We start from the raw sequence: 14,705 nt of genomic DNA, 5'->3' as shown, positions 1-14,705 counted from the left end.
CCAGGTGTTCGCTGGCTGCTAGGGGCTCAGGGGGCGTGTTTACGCCCGGGTGGTGGCATCTCGGGATCGAAGTCGACCGTCGGCGCACCCCCGGCACTGCTCCACCAACTTCCCGCATTGGCGTTGTAGGACTCGCGCATGCGCGTAGCGAGGGCCTGCAGATCCGCCGGCATCTGATCATCGCTAGCCGGTTTCGGTAGTGGCATCCGAACCTTCCACAGCTGTCCGCCTTCCTGGAACGAGAACATCTGGCCCTTGGGGAGGGCGATGATGTGCGCGGGCTCGATAAGCGGCACGGCGTTGGTGGTAACCCGATCCTGCGAGGAGGAGGTGAAGTCGGTTCGGGCATCCGGATCTGCGGTGTCGGTCGCGCCGGAGACCAGCGTGCGCGTCTGCACGTTGACCTTGGGCAGCTGATTGGTCAGCAGTTCGGCGGTCGCGGTTTCTCGTACGCGCAGCATCTGCAGGGTGTTGAAGTTGCCGATGACCTGTCCGGCTTTGGCTCTGCTGCCGATGCGTGCCTCGATGTCACTCAAGGTCTGGGTATAGGCGGTGACCTGGATACCGGCACCGCCGCCTTTGTTGATCAGCGGGATGAACTCGTCGCCCATCAGTTCGTTGAACTCATCGGCGTGCAGGTTTATGGGCACCTTCTCGGACGCACTGGAGGAGTCCGGCAAGCCGTGATCGATGCCATGTTTATAGATGTGCCCGGCGACGGAGACCAGGTCGGCAAACATTGAGTTGCCGACCGCTGCGGCGACCTCGGCATCGGACAGCGCATCCAGGCCAACGTAGACGATGCCGCGCTTGCGGATGATTTGCAGCCAGTCGAAGATCGGCCGTGGATCGTCCAGGTCGGCATAGTTGGGGGCCAGCAACTGGGCCGTCTTGCCACTGGTGAGCTTTTCCAGCAACGGCAACAGCGAGGCGACGATTTTGTCGAAGTAGGTGCGGTCGTAGCGCACCGCCGAGCGCAGGCCATCCATGACCGGGTCGAAGAGGCGCTTGGCGGTCAGGTACTGTTCGATGGCGACCACGCGTTTCTCGCGGCCGACCATGTGCCTTGGCACGTTTTTTTCGTTGAGGCGAGCTTCAAGATCCACGATGGTCTCCCACGCCTGCGGATCATGTCGGGCGAAAAAGTGCTGGGCGTACTCGATGAACAGCGCATCGATGTTCACCACATGGCGCTGGATCTGTAGGTAATCAGGGCGTCGGCCCAGCTCGATCAGTGCCCGGGCGATGATGTTGACGAAGCGCCAGGCGAACTCGCGAAACGCCGCCGAGTTGCCTTCACCGCTCAGTTGCCCAGCGATACGGGTGGCAACCTCCGAGATGCGACCGAAGCGGCCTATGGCGTTGTAGCGCGCGGAAATCTCGGGCCAGCCCAAGTGGAAGACGTAGAACTCATGTTCACGACCGGCGCGTCGCGCTTCCACGTACATGCGCTTGAGCAGGTCGGCATCGCCTTTGGGATCGAAGACAATCACTACTTCCTGGCTCGGCCGGTGAATGTCCTGGGTGATGTAGACCTCGGCCAAGCGCGTCTTGCCGACCCGGGTGGTGCCCAGCACCAAGGTATGGCCCACGCGTTCGCTCAGTGGCAAGGAGGCCTCCTGCTCGTTGGGTTCGACGCCATGCAGCAGCGGTGAGCCACCCACGGGCGGCAGCGGTCGTATCGGGTTTAGCGGGCTGTCCCAGGCGGTCAGCCGTGGCAGGAGGGAGAGCCCTGGCGGCGCTTTTTCCAGGAAGTGCTCCAGACGCCGTGCCCACTGGTAGGCCGCTGACTGGTTGACGTAGCGGGCGAGTGCGGGATCCTGTGCTTCTAGCAAACGCTGGGTGTGCAGGCGGCTCCAGCGAAAACCTCGCCCCATGAACAGGCGTTTGCTGCTGACCGGGATCTGTCGGCTGGTCAGCGAATAGCGGGGCAGGCGGCGGATGTTGCGCCGATAACGTAGGACAATGCGGGCCTCATTGAGGCGCTTGAGGCCGAAGGCGGTGTAGGCCAGGGCGATGCCAGCACCGACCTCCGGCGACAGGGCTACCGCCCAGGGTGAATGCAGGCACAGCGCACCGGCACCGGCACAGATCCCCACGGTGTACAACTCCACCGCTGGGCGCAGCAAAGATTCCATCGCATGATCGCCCATGACGGTTCCTCACTGCTCCAGGCCGGTTGGTGTGATCAATACCGGGTAGTGTTCCAGCTCCAGCCGCTCGGCGATGTCGTCGCCACTGACCGGCCAGATGCTCAACGTAGGTGCTACCGCCTGGATACGCTGCAGCGCCGCCGCATCGGCGACCTCAACGGCCAGGCCGTTTGCGCCCAAGCGCTTCAGCGACGGCGCGTGCTGCGCCAGCCACGCCAATGAGGCGGCGTCCGCGCCCACCAGGAACAGCGGGACCATGCCTGGCAAATCCAGCGCTCTGCGTGGCACCTCACCCGGCGTGAGGCGCGCACTGTGCACCGGCAATACCCAGCTCAGTGTGCGTGGGTCGGCTCGTTCAACCGGCGCGACCGATTCGGCGGCCATGGCAGGGGGCGTTGGCACAAGCCATGCCCCGGTAGCCAACGACCCCAATAGCCCGCAGATCAGTGCGCCCCGGCGAACTTCAATCATGAACGTGGCCCTCCGCGGCTAGGTGTGGCGACTTCAAGGCGCTGCCAGTGCTGGTTGAACTGCATGCGGTAGCGCTCCGCCGGGGGCCCGCCCGCAGGCCGGTGGTAGCGGCCCGCGGCGATGACCCAGTCACCGACGTTGGCGTAGTGCGCGCGCAACAGGTCAGCGGTGACGGCGAGGTTTCTGCGCGGATCGAGGGCATCGCAGGCGGTGGGGTAACGCTCCGGGTGGTAGCCCAGGTTGGTTTGACCCAGGCCGACATCGATGCGCTTGGGATCATGCCGGGTGAGCGCCACGGTGAGTGCGCTACAGGCCTGGGCACGGGTGGCGAAGCGCTGCGGCGTGCCGGCCACATTCAAGGTCCACGGCCAGGGAACAAGCCGACCACGCAGCGGCGTGCCGCTCTCCTGCTGGGCAATGGCAAACAGCACCGAGGCCGGGATGCCGGCCTGGGCGGCGGCCAACTGGTACGCCGGTGGAGGGAGGCCGCCTGCTTGGGCGACAGTCACCCCCGTCAGGGCCAGGGCGAGGGTCAGTCGACGCGTTGCCATTTCCCTTCCACCTGTTGAAAGCGTGCGGGCAGGGGGCGGCTGACGCCGAGGGCGAACCAGCGGCCGCGGTCGTGATTGAGGGTGACCTGGCCGCTGCTGATCTGGGCTGGGGTAATGCCCACCTTGCGCGCCCATTGTCGAATCCGCGCATCGTCGCCCTGGCTGCCCACCAGGTAGACGTCCAGATGGGCGCCCGTGCTTAACCATTGGCGGACGCTGGCCTCACAGGTCGAGCACGGGTCCTCCACAAAAACGGCATAGCGCGGGTTGCTCGACGGGGAGACTGCATCGCTCATCCTCTGCACCGGCAGCAGTCCCGGGAACAGCCGCGCCCAAGCTGCGGTGTAGGCTTTTTCATAGGCCAGTTCGCGCTCGGCACGTTTGGCTTCTAGTCGCACCTGCAGCTCGGCGTAGCGCTGGCGCTCCTGGTCCGAATCGGCTTCCACGCCCAGGGTGGTCAGTGGGTCGAGCTGCGGTGACCAGTAGTGGCGGGGACCGCTCTGCAGGCGCTCGAACTTGGCCCATTCGTCATCGGTCAGGCCCCAGGCCTTGGCCTGTGCTGCGGATCGCTCTAGCAGCAGCGGGGCCTGCTCGCTGGACTGCTGCTCCGTTTCAACCGTGGCGGGTGCACTCCATCCCAATCCCGGTACCAGGTAGATGGTGAACAGGAGCAGCGAAAGAGTGATTAACCGGACCATATGCACCTCGTCACGGCAGGGGCAGCGAACGTTCGCCGAGGCCAGGCACTTGGAACACGGCCTGATTCCGGCGAATGGTCTTGAGCTGCCAGCCGTTCAAGCTGTCACCGGGCTGCAGCAGGTGGACGGTCGACAGGGCGTGCGCGCCGGCCGGTAGGGCCGAGACAAACCGGACGTCGCCCCGGGTCTCGACACCCAACAAGGTGAATGGCTGCGTCGGGTTTTGGGTTTTTGCGGCCGATTTGGCAGATGCTGCAGGCTGGGGTTGTGCGGATGGCGCAGTCGGTCGAGCCTCAAGGGCGTGGACGGCGGTTTCGGCGTTGCCCAATCGTTGTTCTAGCGTGGACAGATCGGCCTTGGTCGGACCCCGAGGTAGGGCTTCAATGGCCTTGAGCGAAGCACTCACCACATCCAGCTGTTTGCTCAGCGTCGCGAAGGTCGCATCCTGCTGGCGCTGGTGCTCGCCCAGCGCGTTCACTTGCGCTGGAAGTGCCGCGAGGGTCGTGCCGAGTGCATCAAGGTCCCGCCGCAGCGCCGGGACTGGGTCGGCTGGCGCACTATCAACGGCAACCAGGAGCGCGGTCAGTTTTTGCTGGTGGTTGTAGGTCACGGCGGCCAATACCGCGGCGCCCAGGCACAGGGCCCCGAGCACCAGGGCCTGAAAGTGATGGACCTTCATGGCGTGATCTCCAGAGGCGGGTGAGGTGGGGCGGGCACCGGTGCGCGAAGGGCGTAGCACGCGCTGCGTTCGACCGGGTCGATAACGAGCCGCCAGGCCGGGCCGCCGAGGATGGTCAAGGCATCCAGCAGCGCCACCGGCCCGAGTTGGTGCTGCACGGCCGGCAGGGGGCGGCTGAACAATCTCGTGACCTCGGCGCGGTTGGCGCAGAGCGAGTAGCCCGAGCGTTGCAACACGTGGCGCAGGGCATCACCGACCGTCGCGTGCAGCGCCGGCGCAATCTGCACGGTTATGAGTTGAAACAATGGCTGGCGTTGCTCCAGCGTCGGTCGCGTGCTGAGCAGGGTGTAGCGGTCCTGGCGGACCCACGCTGGTGACTCTGATAGCGGCTTGGACGGGGTGGCTGGAACTGGTTCGACTTTGGCTGGCGCCATCGGTGGGGTGACGGCAGGCGGCGTGTTGCAGCCCGCCAGCGCGAGCATCATGACAAGGTAAGAAAGTGCGGGCGTGTGCATGAGCAGGTCTCGACAGTAGGTGCCGACACCTTGGCAACGCGCGTGAGCTGCACCCACTGGAAAATTGAAGTTGCCCGGCCGGTTTATCGAGCCCAACACGTGGAAAAGGCGCCCCGCAGGGCGCCTTGGGTCAATCGTCAGCAAACACTGGCAGTCCTGCCAGCTGGGCTGCATCGGGATCGAACACCAGGAAGCGCGTGTCGGCTTGGCCGGCCAGCAACAACAGGGTCATCAACACCGGAGGCACCTGTTCATCCAACAGGCGAATGCAGACGTCCGCCGCTGAGCAGCCGAAGCCTTCTACATGGGCGCTGCGGTGCCAGGGCGTCGAGTACAGCTTGCAGCCGACGGAGCGGTTGCTGACCAACTGGAAGCATTCAAAGAAGCCGGCCGGTCGTTCGCTGCGGGCCAACTGCTCAAGGTAGGCGTACTCGTCGGCCGGTAGGTGGGAGGCGCTGATCTCCCAACTGCGGCTGTAGTGACCGGTGGTGAAGGACAGCTGCTGCATCAGGTGCTCCGCCGCTTCCAAGCTGGGAAGGTCGCCAATGTGTACCGAGCCACTCAGCCGTTCGGCGGTGACCTGGTACAGCACAGTGCTGACCACGTCGTCTGCGGGCAATTGCATGCGAAGGAAGCCAGAGACATCTTGGCCTTCCGTGATGACGGCACAGTCGTCATCGAACACGCACGCCTGGCAGTTGATGTGATCGTCGTCCAAGTCCAACTGGGCGGTGTGCAGAGGACGGTAGCAGGGCGGGCACTGGTCGTCGTAGTGGATTTGAACCACGCGCTCGCAGGAGAACGCATGGAAGCCGCGGGCAAAGGGGTTGGGGGTTGAGGTGAGCATGGTGGCGCTCCAGTTAAAAGAGAACGCCACCCCATGCAGGCGGTGGCGAGAGAGAGGGTTAGATCCAGCCGTATTCGGCCAGGGACAGGGGCTGACCTTCGCCAACGATGATGTGGTCCAGAACGCGGACCTCGACGAGCGCCAGCACTTCGATCAGACGTGTAGTCAGCACGCGGTCGGCGCCGCTGGGCTCAGGGCAGCCGGAAGGGTGATTGTGGCTGAGGATGACTGCGGCGGCGTTGTGTGCCAGCGCCTTGACCACCACTTCGCGGGGGTACACCGAGGCCCCATCGATGCTGCCGAAAAACAGCACCTCGAAGTCCAGCACGCGGTGCTGTGAGTCGAGATAGAGCAAGGCAAACACCTCGTGGTGATAAGGCGCTAGACGCAGCTTCAGGTAGGAGGTGGCGTCGGCAGGCGTGATGAGTACTTCGCCGCGCTGGAAATAGCGTTGGTCCAGCAGCTGCAGAGCTTCGTTGATCAACGCATCTTCGTGGGCGCGCTGGGTCAGGGCGGGGTCGAGGGGCTCGACCAGGGTCAATGGCGTGTTCATGAGCAGAGCCTCGTGTGCAGAAGCGCTCCGGGAGGAGGCCTCCGGTGTGTGGGATCAGGCGGTCACAGGCGGGTGAAACGATGCCGGGTGCCTTGCAACGGGGAATGGCAGGCTTCGCAGGGGCGAGTGGAGAAGGGGTCGATGCCGACGCCGGTGTGCGGATCGAAATCGGCGCTGAGCGGCATTAGCGCCTGCAGTTCGATACGCATCTGCGCAATTCGCTGGTCGACTTCGACCTCGCTGTAGTACAGCGACAGCACGCTGAAGTCGTCGTAGGCCACGGCATGCAGGCAATCCTCACAGAGCCAGTAACTCTCCATGGCAACCTCCGGGGATAAGAAAAGGCGCTCATGCGAGCGCCTCTGTGGTGGAGCATCCGTCTCAGGCAGGCTGCGAGGCCTGGTCCTGAGCCTGATCGGCACTGTGTGAAGGATTCGGCGCATGTTCTTTTGCCGCTTCGGACGGCGGTTCAGCCGAGGAAGCATCCTGCCGAGCTGGCGCTTTGTAGGTGAGCTGACCGTTGACCTTGATCCACTCGATGAAGATCAGCCGACCTTTGAGGCTGGCACCAGGTTGGCCTTTGCGCTCACCTTTCTCGTAGGTGAAGGCGTCGACCCAAAGGTCGCCAATGCGAAACGCGATCAGCACCTTGCGTTCGGCACGGACATCCTCGTGGTGTTCGCGGATCAGCCGTTCGGCTTCACCGCCAGCGACCTTGCAGTCGAAGCGGGTGTACTCGACGTCATCCGACGCACCGTGCAAGGCGGCAATGTCGCAGGCCATAAAGGGCTGGCCTCGCCGCACTGGCACCTCACGCACGCGGTTCAAGTAACCAATGCCTTGGGTGTGCAGGTTGAAGTAGGTACTGGGGGCAGCTGTGTTTGCCGTGGTCATGGTGAATCTCCTGTTTGCGAGAAACGCGGATATTCACCGGCCCTGGCGGGGGTGAGTCCGCAAGGGAAGGTCAGGTGCAACAGCAGTGGTGTAAGAGCGCTCATCATCGCGGGGAGCGATAACCGTGCGAGCCGCCGAACGCTAGTCGCACTTTGGGAGGAACCACTCTGGAGAGAGCGTAGCCTTGCAGGTTCCGGCTACCTGGTGCTGTCAACGACAGCGCGGTGCAGTTCATCTATAGAACGGTGCGCAGCGCCCGTCAACAGCGGTTTTGACTGGGTTCAGAGGTGTGGGCGTGGGTGGTACACAGTAGATTCAAGCGCGCGAAAAAATAGCCCAACGGTTGTCGGGCTAGGAACAGAAAGGCCACCCTTGATCCGGTCCATTGACAGCGAAGTCGTCGCTTCACTTCAGCTGTCGCGTCACCCTGATCAACCGACCCTTGTCGTGGCCTGGGTCGGGATAACTGGCACGCATCCGCGCACAAACGGCGCCCGTTCTTTCGCCGGCGGGCACCGGCACTGAGCATCGTCGCCGAGGCGGATGACCCCTGCAGCCTGCAGCAGGTCGCACGGGTCATCCGTCTCGAGAACCTTGGACATCTGGAACAGCGATACAGCGCGGTGAAAGAGGCTCCGAACTCAACGAGTCTGGCCGAGCTGCCCGGAGCGAATCGGCCTGGGGTCGCCAAACGGCGAGGGGCCTGTTCACTACATCAGGGACGGCCCCCAGCGTCAAGCAGTCAGGAACGCTTCGGTTTGGCGGGCGCCGCGCTGGCCTTCAACGGCTTGGTACCCTTGCAGTCGGGGTAGCGCACACAGGACCAGAAGTTGCCGGTGCGGCCTTTGCGCTGGCGCATAGGGCTTCGGCACACGGGGCAGGCTGGACCTTTCGAACGGGGTAGCTGCAGGTCCAACGAGGCCTGGCTGCGCACCACCTGGGTGAGCCAGGCCGATTGCTTGGCGAGAAACGCCTCGACACTCAGCTGACCGGTCTCGATCCGTGCCAGCGCCTGTTCCCATACCGCAGTCATCACCGGATCAGCCACCTCACGCGGAACGGCCTCGATCAACGTGTGGGCGGCCGCAGAGGCCGCTAGGCTGCGCTTTTTCTTGGTCAAGTAGCCGTGATCGATCAGGCCCTGGATGATCGCGGCGCGGGTGGCCTCGGTGCCGATGCCAATGCTGTCTTTCAACGTTTGCTTGAGGCGCACGTCGGCCACCTGGTTGGCGATGGTTTTCATCGCCTTGACCAGTGTGCCCTCGGTGTAGGGTTTGGGCGGCTGGGTGCGCTGCGTGTTGACCTTGGCGTCTCGCACACCAACCGACGCACCTTCCTGCAAGGTGGGGAGCCGCTGCGTTTGCTCGGTCGGTTCGCTGGCGTCGGCTTCGTCGATCACGGCCTTCCAGCCACGTACCTGGATCTGCTTGCCGCGGGCCAGCAACTGATCGGCCTGGCTGCGCAACTGCACCTGGGTCTTCAGGTATTCGTGGTGGGGCAGAAACTGCGCCAGGTAGCGGGCGCGGATCAGGGTGTATACGGCGCGCTCCCGCTCGGACAACTGATCCAGCGGGATCACCGCGGCAGTGGGGATGATGCCGTGGTGGGCGGTGACCTTGCTGCCGTTCCAGGCGCGGGACCGCCGTGTCGGATCGAGTTCCTTGAAGCGCTGGCCAAGCATCGGGTCGGCTGCGGCCAAGGCCTTTAGTACACGCGGTACCTCGTCCAGCATGCTCTCGGGTAGGTAGCCACAGTCGCTGCGAGGGTAGGTGGTGACTTTGTGGGTTTCGTACAGTGCCTGCGCCACACTGAGGGTTTCCTGCGCGCCCAGGCCGAGTTTGGCCGAGCAGATCTCCTGCAGCGTGCCCAGGTCGAACGGCAAGGGCGGCCCCTCCGTCACGCGTTCAACGTCGACCCGCTCGACTTGTGCTGAACGCGCAGCTGCCAGGCGGCGGGCAACCTGCTCGGCCGCCGCTTGATCAACGCAGCGACCGGTATCATCGCAGTGTGCAGCGGGTGGCTGCCAGCGCGCCTCAAACTCGTCCCCGTCATCCTGCAGCACAACGTCCACGGCCCAGAACGGCCGGGCTACAAAGCTGGCGATGGCGCGGTCACGCTCAACCACCAGGCGCAGGGTCGGTGTCTGTACGCGACCTACAGGCAGCTTGCCGTCGAAGCCGGCGCGGCGACCGAGCAGGGTAAACAGGCGACTGAGGTTGATGCCAACCAGCCAATCGGCCCGGGACCGGGCGAGGGCACAGTGGTACAGCGGCAGGGTTTGCTCCCCCGGGCGCAGCGCCTCCAGGGCCCGGCGGATCGAGGCGTCATCCAGGGCGGACAGCCACAGGCGAAGGATCGGCCCCTGATACTGGCAGCGCTCAAGGATCTCCCGGGCAATCATTTCGCCCTCGCGGTCCGCGTCGGTGGCAATCACCACCTCGGCGCAGGTTTGCAGCAGCCGGCTGATGGCCTTCAACTGCGCGGCGACCTTGGGTTTTACCACCAGTTGCCAGTGTTGCGGGATGATCGGCAGGTGCTCTAGCGACCAACGCTTGTACTGTTGGCCATAGGTTTCCGGTGGTGCGGTCTCCAGCAAGTGCCCCACGCACCAGGTCACTGTTATCCCGGCGCCCTGCAGGCATCCATCGCCGCGACGATGGGCCTGCAGGACCCGAGCGATGTCACGGGCTTGAGACGGTTTTTCGCAAATGTAGAGGCGCATGGCGTGGCCCTCTCGGTCAGGTACCGACAGGGTGGTCGCGTCACAGGGGAGCGCTAGGGAAAAGCTGAACTGGTCGAGATCATATCGGTGTAGCCGCCAGCGGAGAGCGACTTACCGTTGCGCGAGGTGCGCGGTCACGGTCTGCAGAAGGTCCAAGGCAAATTGCTTGTCCGTCTCGCCAAGGTCCTTGATCAGTGAGGCAATCTTTTGCCCCTGGTCCTGTGGCCGAGGACTGATGGCCAGCAGCAGCTCATCGGCCGGGCAGCCATACATATCCGCCAACTGCAGCAGCTTGGGCACGGTCAGTTCAACCTTGCCACGCTCCATGCGCGACACCGCTTCGGTGCCGATCTCCAGGCGTTCACCGACTTGCGCCTGGGTAAAGCCCTGGGCACGGCGGTACTTGGCCAACTGGCGGCCGATGTGTTGTGGGCTAGGCTCTTTGACTGGCAACGGGGTGGCTCTCCAATTCAACCCGTATGGTTGACCAGCCACCCGAAGATATGAACGCCCTGAAAGGTTGACTGACAACTCAATGGGGCGTATCACCAGATGAGAATACCGTGACCTGCCCGTCACGCGGAGGAAGTGACTTGGACGAATTTGAACAGCATGAAGTGGATGCACTAGCGGTCAAGGCTTGTGAGTTGTTCATGGCCACTCACCTGGAGCCGGACAATCAGGCGGCGCGCGACAGGCTGATGGAGTGGGTCAAGGAAGCACCGGCGCACTGGCGGGCGTTCCTTGCCCTGGACCAGTATCTGCTGGAGGTCAAAGGATTGATCGAGGGGGACTTGCGTAGCGTCGCCCGCGGCGTGGGGCCCAATAGCTGAGCGGTAGCGCGCTGAAGAACCTGATTCCACTAACGTCCACCCACTCAGGTGGCTTTGCGGGTATTTTTCTTGCCGGCCCGCTTGCGGCTACTGCCACCATGTTCACTGGCCTTCTCGCGCATGGATACGCCGGCCAGGCGATGGGGCAGGATGCCGATGTGCCGCGCCTCGACCTTGAATGTCACCCGGGCATTGTCCTCGCTGTCTTCCCACTCATCCTTGACCGTTCGGCCCATGACCAAGACGCGCATGCCTTTCTGGTACAAGGTGCTCCAGTGCTCGGCATCGCGGTGCCAGAGCTCGACCGGGGCCCAGTAGCCGCCGCGATCTTCGTAGCCGCCCTCGCGCGGTACTGGGTTGTCGAAATAGACATTCAGCCGCAGCAACCGCTTTGGCTCGTCCGGGTTGCTGTTGAACTCCTGAAACTCAGGAGGACTGCCGATGTTGCCTTCGCCAACAAAGAACGTGCTCATGGGTGTTTCTCCTCGGTGGTGAAATCGGAAAGGACGTCGTCGGCATAGCCGAGCTTGATGGCGCCGATGAATACCTGGCGATAGAGCGAGTTCAGGCTGCTCATCTGCAGGTTTAGGACGATCCGGTTGGCCTCCAGCTGGTACAGCGCCTGGCGCAACTCCGGCTGAAGCAACGGATGCTCCATCGCCGCTTCCCAGACCTCCACGCCCATGCGCTTGAAGTCCGGGCTGCGCCAGCGGAGGAAGCAGGCGCCCTGGGAGCTGTGCTGGACGCTCAGTCGCAACTCGAGCAACGAGAAGGGTGGCTGCGCCATGATCGCCAGCATCGCGGCCATCAGCGTCTCGAGTTCGCCGCGCAGCTGTTTGATTGTCTCGGCGAACTGGAACAGCTCCCCCTTACCCTTAAAAGGCTTTAAAAGGCCTTTTAGAGAGGCACTTTGTTCAAGCTCGCGATAGGCTTCTGATGACAAGCAATGGGCGATCGCTTCGGCCAGGGTCATGCTTCACCGCCTTCGGCGGGGGCGCCGGGCGAAGGTTCCACGTCTTCATCAAGTTGATCGGTCTCAGTGGGCAGTGCGGGCTTGGCGGTGCGCACGATGGGTGGCGCGAATTGCGAGCGCCGTGTGCCTTCCAGAACGTCGTGGGGTGGGATGCCGAACTTGTCGATTGCTTCGCGGGCGCGGGCGTTGTTGGCGGCCATGTCATCCCGGCTGACCCCGGCCAGCCGGTACAGCTGCGCCATGCTGAACAGGCTGCGCAGCAGGTGAGCGCCACGATCGATCCAGTGCTCCATGTCGACCCGGCCGATCAGCGCGGTGTGGTGGGCCAGCAGGACGCGACGTACCAGGGCGTCGTAGTCGGTCAGGAGGTAGACGGCGAGAAACCCCAACTGGCTGCCGATGAACAGGGGCAGGGTGACAGGGTGAATGTTCAGGTTGTCGCCGATGCTGACCTGGGAGGGCAGGTCGCGCTCGACCAGTTTGACTTGTTCGGTCAACGCCAGCAGCTCTGCCTTGGCCTGCAGAAGCTTGTCTTCCAGCTGCAGCATGAACCAGTCGGCGAAGGGATCATCCTGACTGCTCGCCTGCTTGAGCAGGTTGGTGACGCTGATGTAGCCCGCCATGCCCATGATGCCGAACACGCCTTCGCGTGCGGTACGGCCTTGCCACAGTCGTGCTGCGTGATGGGTATGCAGGGTGAGGGTGATGCTGCTGCGCAGTGAGCCCAGGTTGAGCTGGTAGTGGTCGACCATCGCCAGATCCTCGCCGTCGGAATGACGCCGACGATCTGCGCTCTCGGGCAACCTGGCAGTGATCAATGTGAACGCGATGGGCTCACATTGCCCCTACTCTCGAAGGTCCTCACATTGATGCCACTGTGATCAAATCCGCTGAGTGCCAACGCAGCTAACTATTTCATCTTGGCATTGGTCAAAGCTGTGACCTGGCAGCCAACACGCAGATCACACTCCTCGAGCGATTGTGTCTGGCTAGAAGACGTCACTGGAGTGATGCCACTGTGATCAAATCCATTGCGGTCCGCTGAACGTTGGAGACCTGGAAGACTCAGCGCGCTGTTAGGTTGCCCCGTTGACGACACCGCAGCGAAGCTTGAGCTGCTCCAGATACGCCTTGGCCAGCGGTGAGGCCACACGGCTTCCGGACTCCCGTGAGCGCTCATCAGCTGGCTCTGGTTGGCGAGTGCGCTTGCGTGGTGCTGGTGGTACATCGCTACGGGCGGCCCACAGGGTGAAGTCGCCCTGGCACGCCCGCTTGATCAGCCCCAACAGATACGCAATCGGCTTGCGGATGTCGCCACGGCTACAGCGAACGGCTGCTTCATTGATCACCGCTTGTCGCTGTTCGGGCTCGAGCTGGCGCAGCGCCTGGACTGCGCGGCGCTGTTCAGTCGGACTTAGCTGCAGACCCTCTGGCCAATCGGCGCTGCCATCGGCCGAGGCGGGCGGTACTGTACATTTTTTGCTTTGTTTTTGTACGGTACGGTCGTGCGCTGGATTCCGAACGGCAGCCGGCACTGGGCCTTTTACGCTGGGTTCGGAATCGGCCGAGGACAGTGCGGCAGACCGAACGCTGTGCGCCTCGCCTAGTTCGGAATGCAGGGCATGGCAGTCGACCGGCAGCGGCAAAGCCTGTTGAGCGCCTGTTGCGGGGGGCGAGGTCATCACGGTCAAGGCCTCGTCAGCCACCTCCGGATCCGCCCGCAGCTCCTGGAGGAGATGTTGAGCGAGATCGCGCACGCCTTTGGTGGCATGGGACAGGTTTTGGCTGATCAGGGCCAGGTAGCCGGAATCTTGGTCGATGGCTTGCGCTGGCGTCAGTGGCGCGTCGTGCAGCACGTAGACGCAACCGCGCAGGCAACCCTGCTCATCACGATAACGTTCGCTCAGGCTGAGCCAGCGGGTGGCGCGCAGCACGTTCAGCGCGCGGGCGACGGTCTCGCGCGAAGCCTGTGCGCCACACGGGCTGGTCGCCAGGTACGGCTGCAGGTCCTGATAGCGCGGGGTGCGCATCTGCCGCTCGGTGATCAACCAGCGCAGCACCAACCAGAGATTGCGCTCCACGGGTGTGAGCCGGCGATCCTGCAGCAATCCCCGCGGTAACGGTTCGTGGCTGCCGTGGTACACGAAGCCCGGCCCCTCAGCCAGTGCACGGGCGGCCTTGGCTTGCTCGGCCTGCTCCAGACAGCGCTTGAGCGTGACCATGCTCTGGCGCACCACATCGGCCCAGTCCACGGTGTAGAAGTTCAGCATGGGATACCTCCGTACAGCTCGATCTGCTGCCAGATCAGGGTCAGGCTGATCTGTTGTTCCTCGGCCAGCATCATCATCGCGTCCAGCGGCTCGTTGTCCGGATCTTCAGCTCGCAACTGGCGCCAACGGTTCCACACGGCATGTTCCTGCGCTTCGCTGAGCTGGACAGGGCGACCGCGATGGGTCTCGATCTTCAGGATTCGCCGACGCAACGCCGTGTCGGAATGGTCGAGGCCGAAACAGCGGTACATGATGTTCGAACTCGCCCCGAGCTTGAGGGCACGGTTGATCAGACGCTCGTTCAGTTCGTCGCGTTCGGCCTGGGCGATCAGGCGACGCAGCACCGTGGTGTCGACCTTGATCTCGACCCAGGCGATCGTCGAATGCGCCAGGTGGGACAAGGTCGTGGGCGGCAGCGACTGCAGCACCTCGATGTCCTCGTCGCCGAGGCCCAAGGCCTTGCACCGTTGCAGTCGGCCATGGCGCAGTTCATGCAGGACCTGGTTCAACATGGCGTGGTTCAGCAGATTGAACGACGTGCTCATG

Annotated in this window: 18 protein-coding genes; 1 reads left to right on the top strand and 17 read right to left on the bottom strand. The window is 63.6% G+C overall.

Features of this window, described 5'->3' with window-relative positions; all coding sequences use genetic code 11:
- Positions 1-26 precede the first annotated feature (26 nt).
- From traD to E8E68_RS08185, 12 genes are all read right to left on the bottom strand, one after another.
- Entirely contained in the window at positions 27-2,153 is a 2,127-nt protein-coding gene (traD, locus tag E8E68_RS08240; RefSeq protein WP_280340605.1) for a type IV conjugative transfer system coupling protein TraD, read from the bottom strand.
- A 9-nt stretch (positions 2,154-2,162) separates the two neighbouring features.
- Positions 2,163-2,624, bottom strand: coding sequence for an integrating conjugative element protein (locus E8E68_RS08235; RefSeq protein WP_280340603.1), 462 nt, complete (start codon positions 2,622-2,624; stop codon positions 2,163-2,165).
- Positions 2,621-3,175: a transglycosylase gene (locus E8E68_RS08230; protein ID WP_280340601.1), complete on the bottom strand. Its 555-nt coding sequence runs from the start codon at positions 3,173-3,175 to the stop codon at positions 2,621-2,623. The genes E8E68_RS08235 and E8E68_RS08230 overlap by 4 nt, the downstream gene beginning before the upstream one ends.
- Positions 3,157-3,873 (bottom strand): TIGR03759 family integrating conjugative element protein, encoded by a 717-nt coding sequence (locus tag E8E68_RS08225; protein WP_280340600.1) that lies wholly within the window; start codon positions 3,871-3,873, stop codon positions 3,157-3,159. The genes E8E68_RS08230 and E8E68_RS08225 overlap by 19 nt, the downstream gene beginning before the upstream one ends.
- Positions 3,874-3,883: 10 nt before the next feature.
- Positions 3,884-4,552, bottom strand: a complete 669-nt coding sequence (locus tag E8E68_RS08220) for a hypothetical protein (RefSeq protein WP_280340598.1) — start codon at positions 4,550-4,552, stop codon at positions 3,884-3,886.
- Positions 4,549-5,067, bottom strand: a complete 519-nt coding sequence (locus E8E68_RS08215; protein WP_280340596.1) for a PilL N-terminal domain-containing protein — start codon at positions 5,065-5,067, stop codon at positions 4,549-4,551. The genes E8E68_RS08220 and E8E68_RS08215 overlap by 4 nt, the downstream gene beginning before the upstream one ends.
- Before the next feature lie 130 nt (positions 5,068-5,197).
- Positions 5,198-5,914: a hypothetical protein gene (locus E8E68_RS08210; RefSeq protein WP_280340594.1), complete on the bottom strand. Its 717-nt coding sequence runs from the start codon at positions 5,912-5,914 to the stop codon at positions 5,198-5,200.
- A gap of 58 nt (positions 5,915-5,972) precedes the next feature.
- Complete coding sequence (locus tag E8E68_RS08205; RefSeq protein WP_280340592.1) at positions 5,973-6,467, bottom strand: JAB domain-containing protein; 495 nt, start codon at positions 6,465-6,467, stop codon at positions 5,973-5,975.
- Between the two features lie 62 nt (positions 6,468-6,529).
- A complete protein-coding gene (locus E8E68_RS08200) occupies positions 6,530-6,787 on the bottom strand; it encodes a hypothetical protein (RefSeq protein WP_280340590.1) in 258 nt (85 codons plus the stop codon).
- 61 nt (positions 6,788-6,848) lie between these two features.
- Complete coding sequence (locus E8E68_RS08195; RefSeq protein ID WP_280340588.1) at positions 6,849-7,361, bottom strand: STY4534 family ICE replication protein; 513 nt, start codon at positions 7,359-7,361, stop codon at positions 6,849-6,851.
- 742 nt (positions 7,362-8,103) lie between these two features.
- The gene (locus E8E68_RS08190) at positions 8,104-10,083 is read right to left on the bottom strand and encodes a DNA topoisomerase III (protein ID WP_280340587.1); all 1,980 of its coding nucleotides are present in this window, start codon (positions 10,081-10,083) and stop codon (positions 8,104-8,106) included.
- Between the two features lie 111 nt (positions 10,084-10,194).
- Positions 10,195-10,536, bottom strand: a complete 342-nt coding sequence (locus E8E68_RS08185) for a helix-turn-helix transcriptional regulator (RefSeq protein ID WP_070095595.1) — start codon at positions 10,534-10,536, stop codon at positions 10,195-10,197.
- Between the two features lie 140 nt (positions 10,537-10,676).
- Here E8E68_RS08185 and E8E68_RS08180 point away from each other — a divergent pair, with 140 nt between their 5' ends.
- Positions 10,677-10,916 (top strand): hypothetical protein, encoded by a 240-nt coding sequence (locus E8E68_RS08180; RefSeq protein WP_280340584.1) that lies wholly within the window; start codon positions 10,677-10,679, stop codon positions 10,914-10,916.
- A gap of 44 nt (positions 10,917-10,960) precedes the next feature.
- On the opposite strand, the gene E8E68_RS08175 is transcribed toward E8E68_RS08180, so the two are convergent.
- The 5 genes from E8E68_RS08175 to E8E68_RS08155 form a co-directional block, all read right to left on the bottom strand.
- Positions 10,961-11,389 carry a single-stranded DNA-binding protein gene (locus E8E68_RS08175; protein ID WP_280340582.1) on the bottom strand — a complete coding sequence of 143 codons (429 nt, stop codon included), beginning with the start codon at positions 11,387-11,389 and terminating at the stop codon, positions 10,961-10,963.
- Positions 11,386-11,889 carry a DUF3158 family protein gene (locus E8E68_RS08170; RefSeq protein WP_280340580.1) on the bottom strand — a complete coding sequence of 168 codons (504 nt, stop codon included), beginning with the start codon at positions 11,887-11,889 and terminating at the stop codon, positions 11,386-11,388. Before E8E68_RS08170 ends, E8E68_RS08175 begins: the two co-directional genes overlap by 4 nt.
- Positions 11,886-12,641 (bottom strand): PFL_4669 family integrating conjugative element protein, encoded by a 756-nt coding sequence (locus E8E68_RS08165; RefSeq protein WP_280340578.1) that lies wholly within the window; start codon positions 12,639-12,641, stop codon positions 11,886-11,888. Before E8E68_RS08165 ends, E8E68_RS08170 begins: the two co-directional genes overlap by 4 nt.
- 324 nt (positions 12,642-12,965) lie before the next feature.
- Positions 12,966-14,159: an STY4528 family pathogenicity island replication protein gene (locus E8E68_RS08160; protein WP_280340576.1), complete on the bottom strand. Its 1,194-nt coding sequence runs from the start codon at positions 14,157-14,159 to the stop codon at positions 12,966-12,968.
- On the bottom strand, positions 14,153-14,704 hold the full coding sequence (locus E8E68_RS08155) for a DUF2857 domain-containing protein (RefSeq protein WP_280340574.1): 552 nt from the start codon (positions 14,702-14,704) through the stop codon (positions 14,153-14,155). The genes E8E68_RS08160 and E8E68_RS08155 overlap by 7 nt, the downstream gene beginning before the upstream one ends.
- Position 14,705: the final 1 nt, after the last annotated feature.

Origin of the sequence: Pseudomonas sp. BN607, from assembly GCF_029871175.1 — a bacterium.
GTDB lineage: Bacteria > Pseudomonadota > Gammaproteobacteria > Pseudomonadales > Pseudomonadaceae > Aquipseudomonas.
The sequence above is the reverse complement of the archived record's forward strand: the minus strand, read 5'-3'. Positions and strand labels throughout refer to the sequence as shown.

Bases quoted from the DNA above. Each gene is read 5' to 3' on its own strand.
- E8E68_RS08220 (WP_280340598.1), bottom strand. From the start codon at position 4,552: ATGAAGGTCCATCACTTTCAGGCCCTGGTGCTCGGGGCCCTGTGCCTG.
- E8E68_RS08190 (WP_280340587.1), bottom strand. From the start codon at position 10,083: ATGCGCCTCTACATTTGCGAAAAACCGTCTCAAGCCCGTGACATCGCT.
- E8E68_RS08230 (WP_280340601.1), bottom strand. From the start codon at position 3,175: ATGGCAACGCGTCGACTGACCCTCGCCCTGGCCCTGACGGGGGTGACT.
- E8E68_RS08160 (WP_280340576.1), bottom strand. From the start codon at position 14,159: ATGCTGAACTTCTACACCGTGGACTGGGCCGATGTGGTGCGCCAGAGC.
- E8E68_RS08200 (WP_280340590.1), bottom strand. From the start codon at position 6,787: ATGGAGAGTTACTGGCTCTGTGAGGATTGCCTGCATGCCGTGGCCTAC.
- E8E68_RS08170 (WP_280340580.1), bottom strand. From the start codon at position 11,889: ATGACCCTGGCCGAAGCGATCGCCCATTGCTTGTCATCAGAAGCCTAT.
- E8E68_RS08165 (WP_280340578.1), bottom strand. From the start codon at position 12,641: ATGGTCGACCACTACCAGCTCAACCTGGGCTCACTGCGCAGCAGCATC.
- E8E68_RS08195 (WP_280340588.1), bottom strand. From the start codon at position 7,361: ATGACCACGGCAAACACAGCTGCCCCCAGTACCTACTTCAACCTGCAC.
- E8E68_RS08155 (WP_280340574.1), bottom strand. From the start codon at position 14,704: ATGAGCACGTCGTTCAATCTGCTGAACCACGCCATGTTGAACCAGGTC.
- E8E68_RS08225 (WP_280340600.1), bottom strand. From the start codon at position 3,873: ATGGTCCGGTTAATCACTCTTTCGCTGCTCCTGTTCACCATCTACCTG.
- E8E68_RS08210 (WP_280340594.1), bottom strand. From the start codon at position 5,914: ATGCTCACCTCAACCCCCAACCCCTTTGCCCGCGGCTTCCATGCGTTC.
- E8E68_RS08235 (WP_280340603.1), bottom strand. From the start codon at position 2,624: ATGATTGAAGTTCGCCGGGGCGCACTGATCTGCGGGCTATTGGGGTCG.
- E8E68_RS08215 (WP_280340596.1), bottom strand. From the start codon at position 5,067: ATGCACACGCCCGCACTTTCTTACCTTGTCATGATGCTCGCGCTGGCG.
- E8E68_RS08205 (WP_280340592.1), bottom strand. From the start codon at position 6,467: ATGAACACGCCATTGACCCTGGTCGAGCCCCTCGACCCCGCCCTGACC.
- E8E68_RS08175 (WP_280340582.1), bottom strand. From the start codon at position 11,389: ATGAGCACGTTCTTTGTTGGCGAAGGCAACATCGGCAGTCCTCCTGAG.
- traD (WP_280340605.1), bottom strand. From the start codon at position 2,153: ATGGGCGATCATGCGATGGAATCTTTGCTGCGCCCAGCGGTGGAGTTG.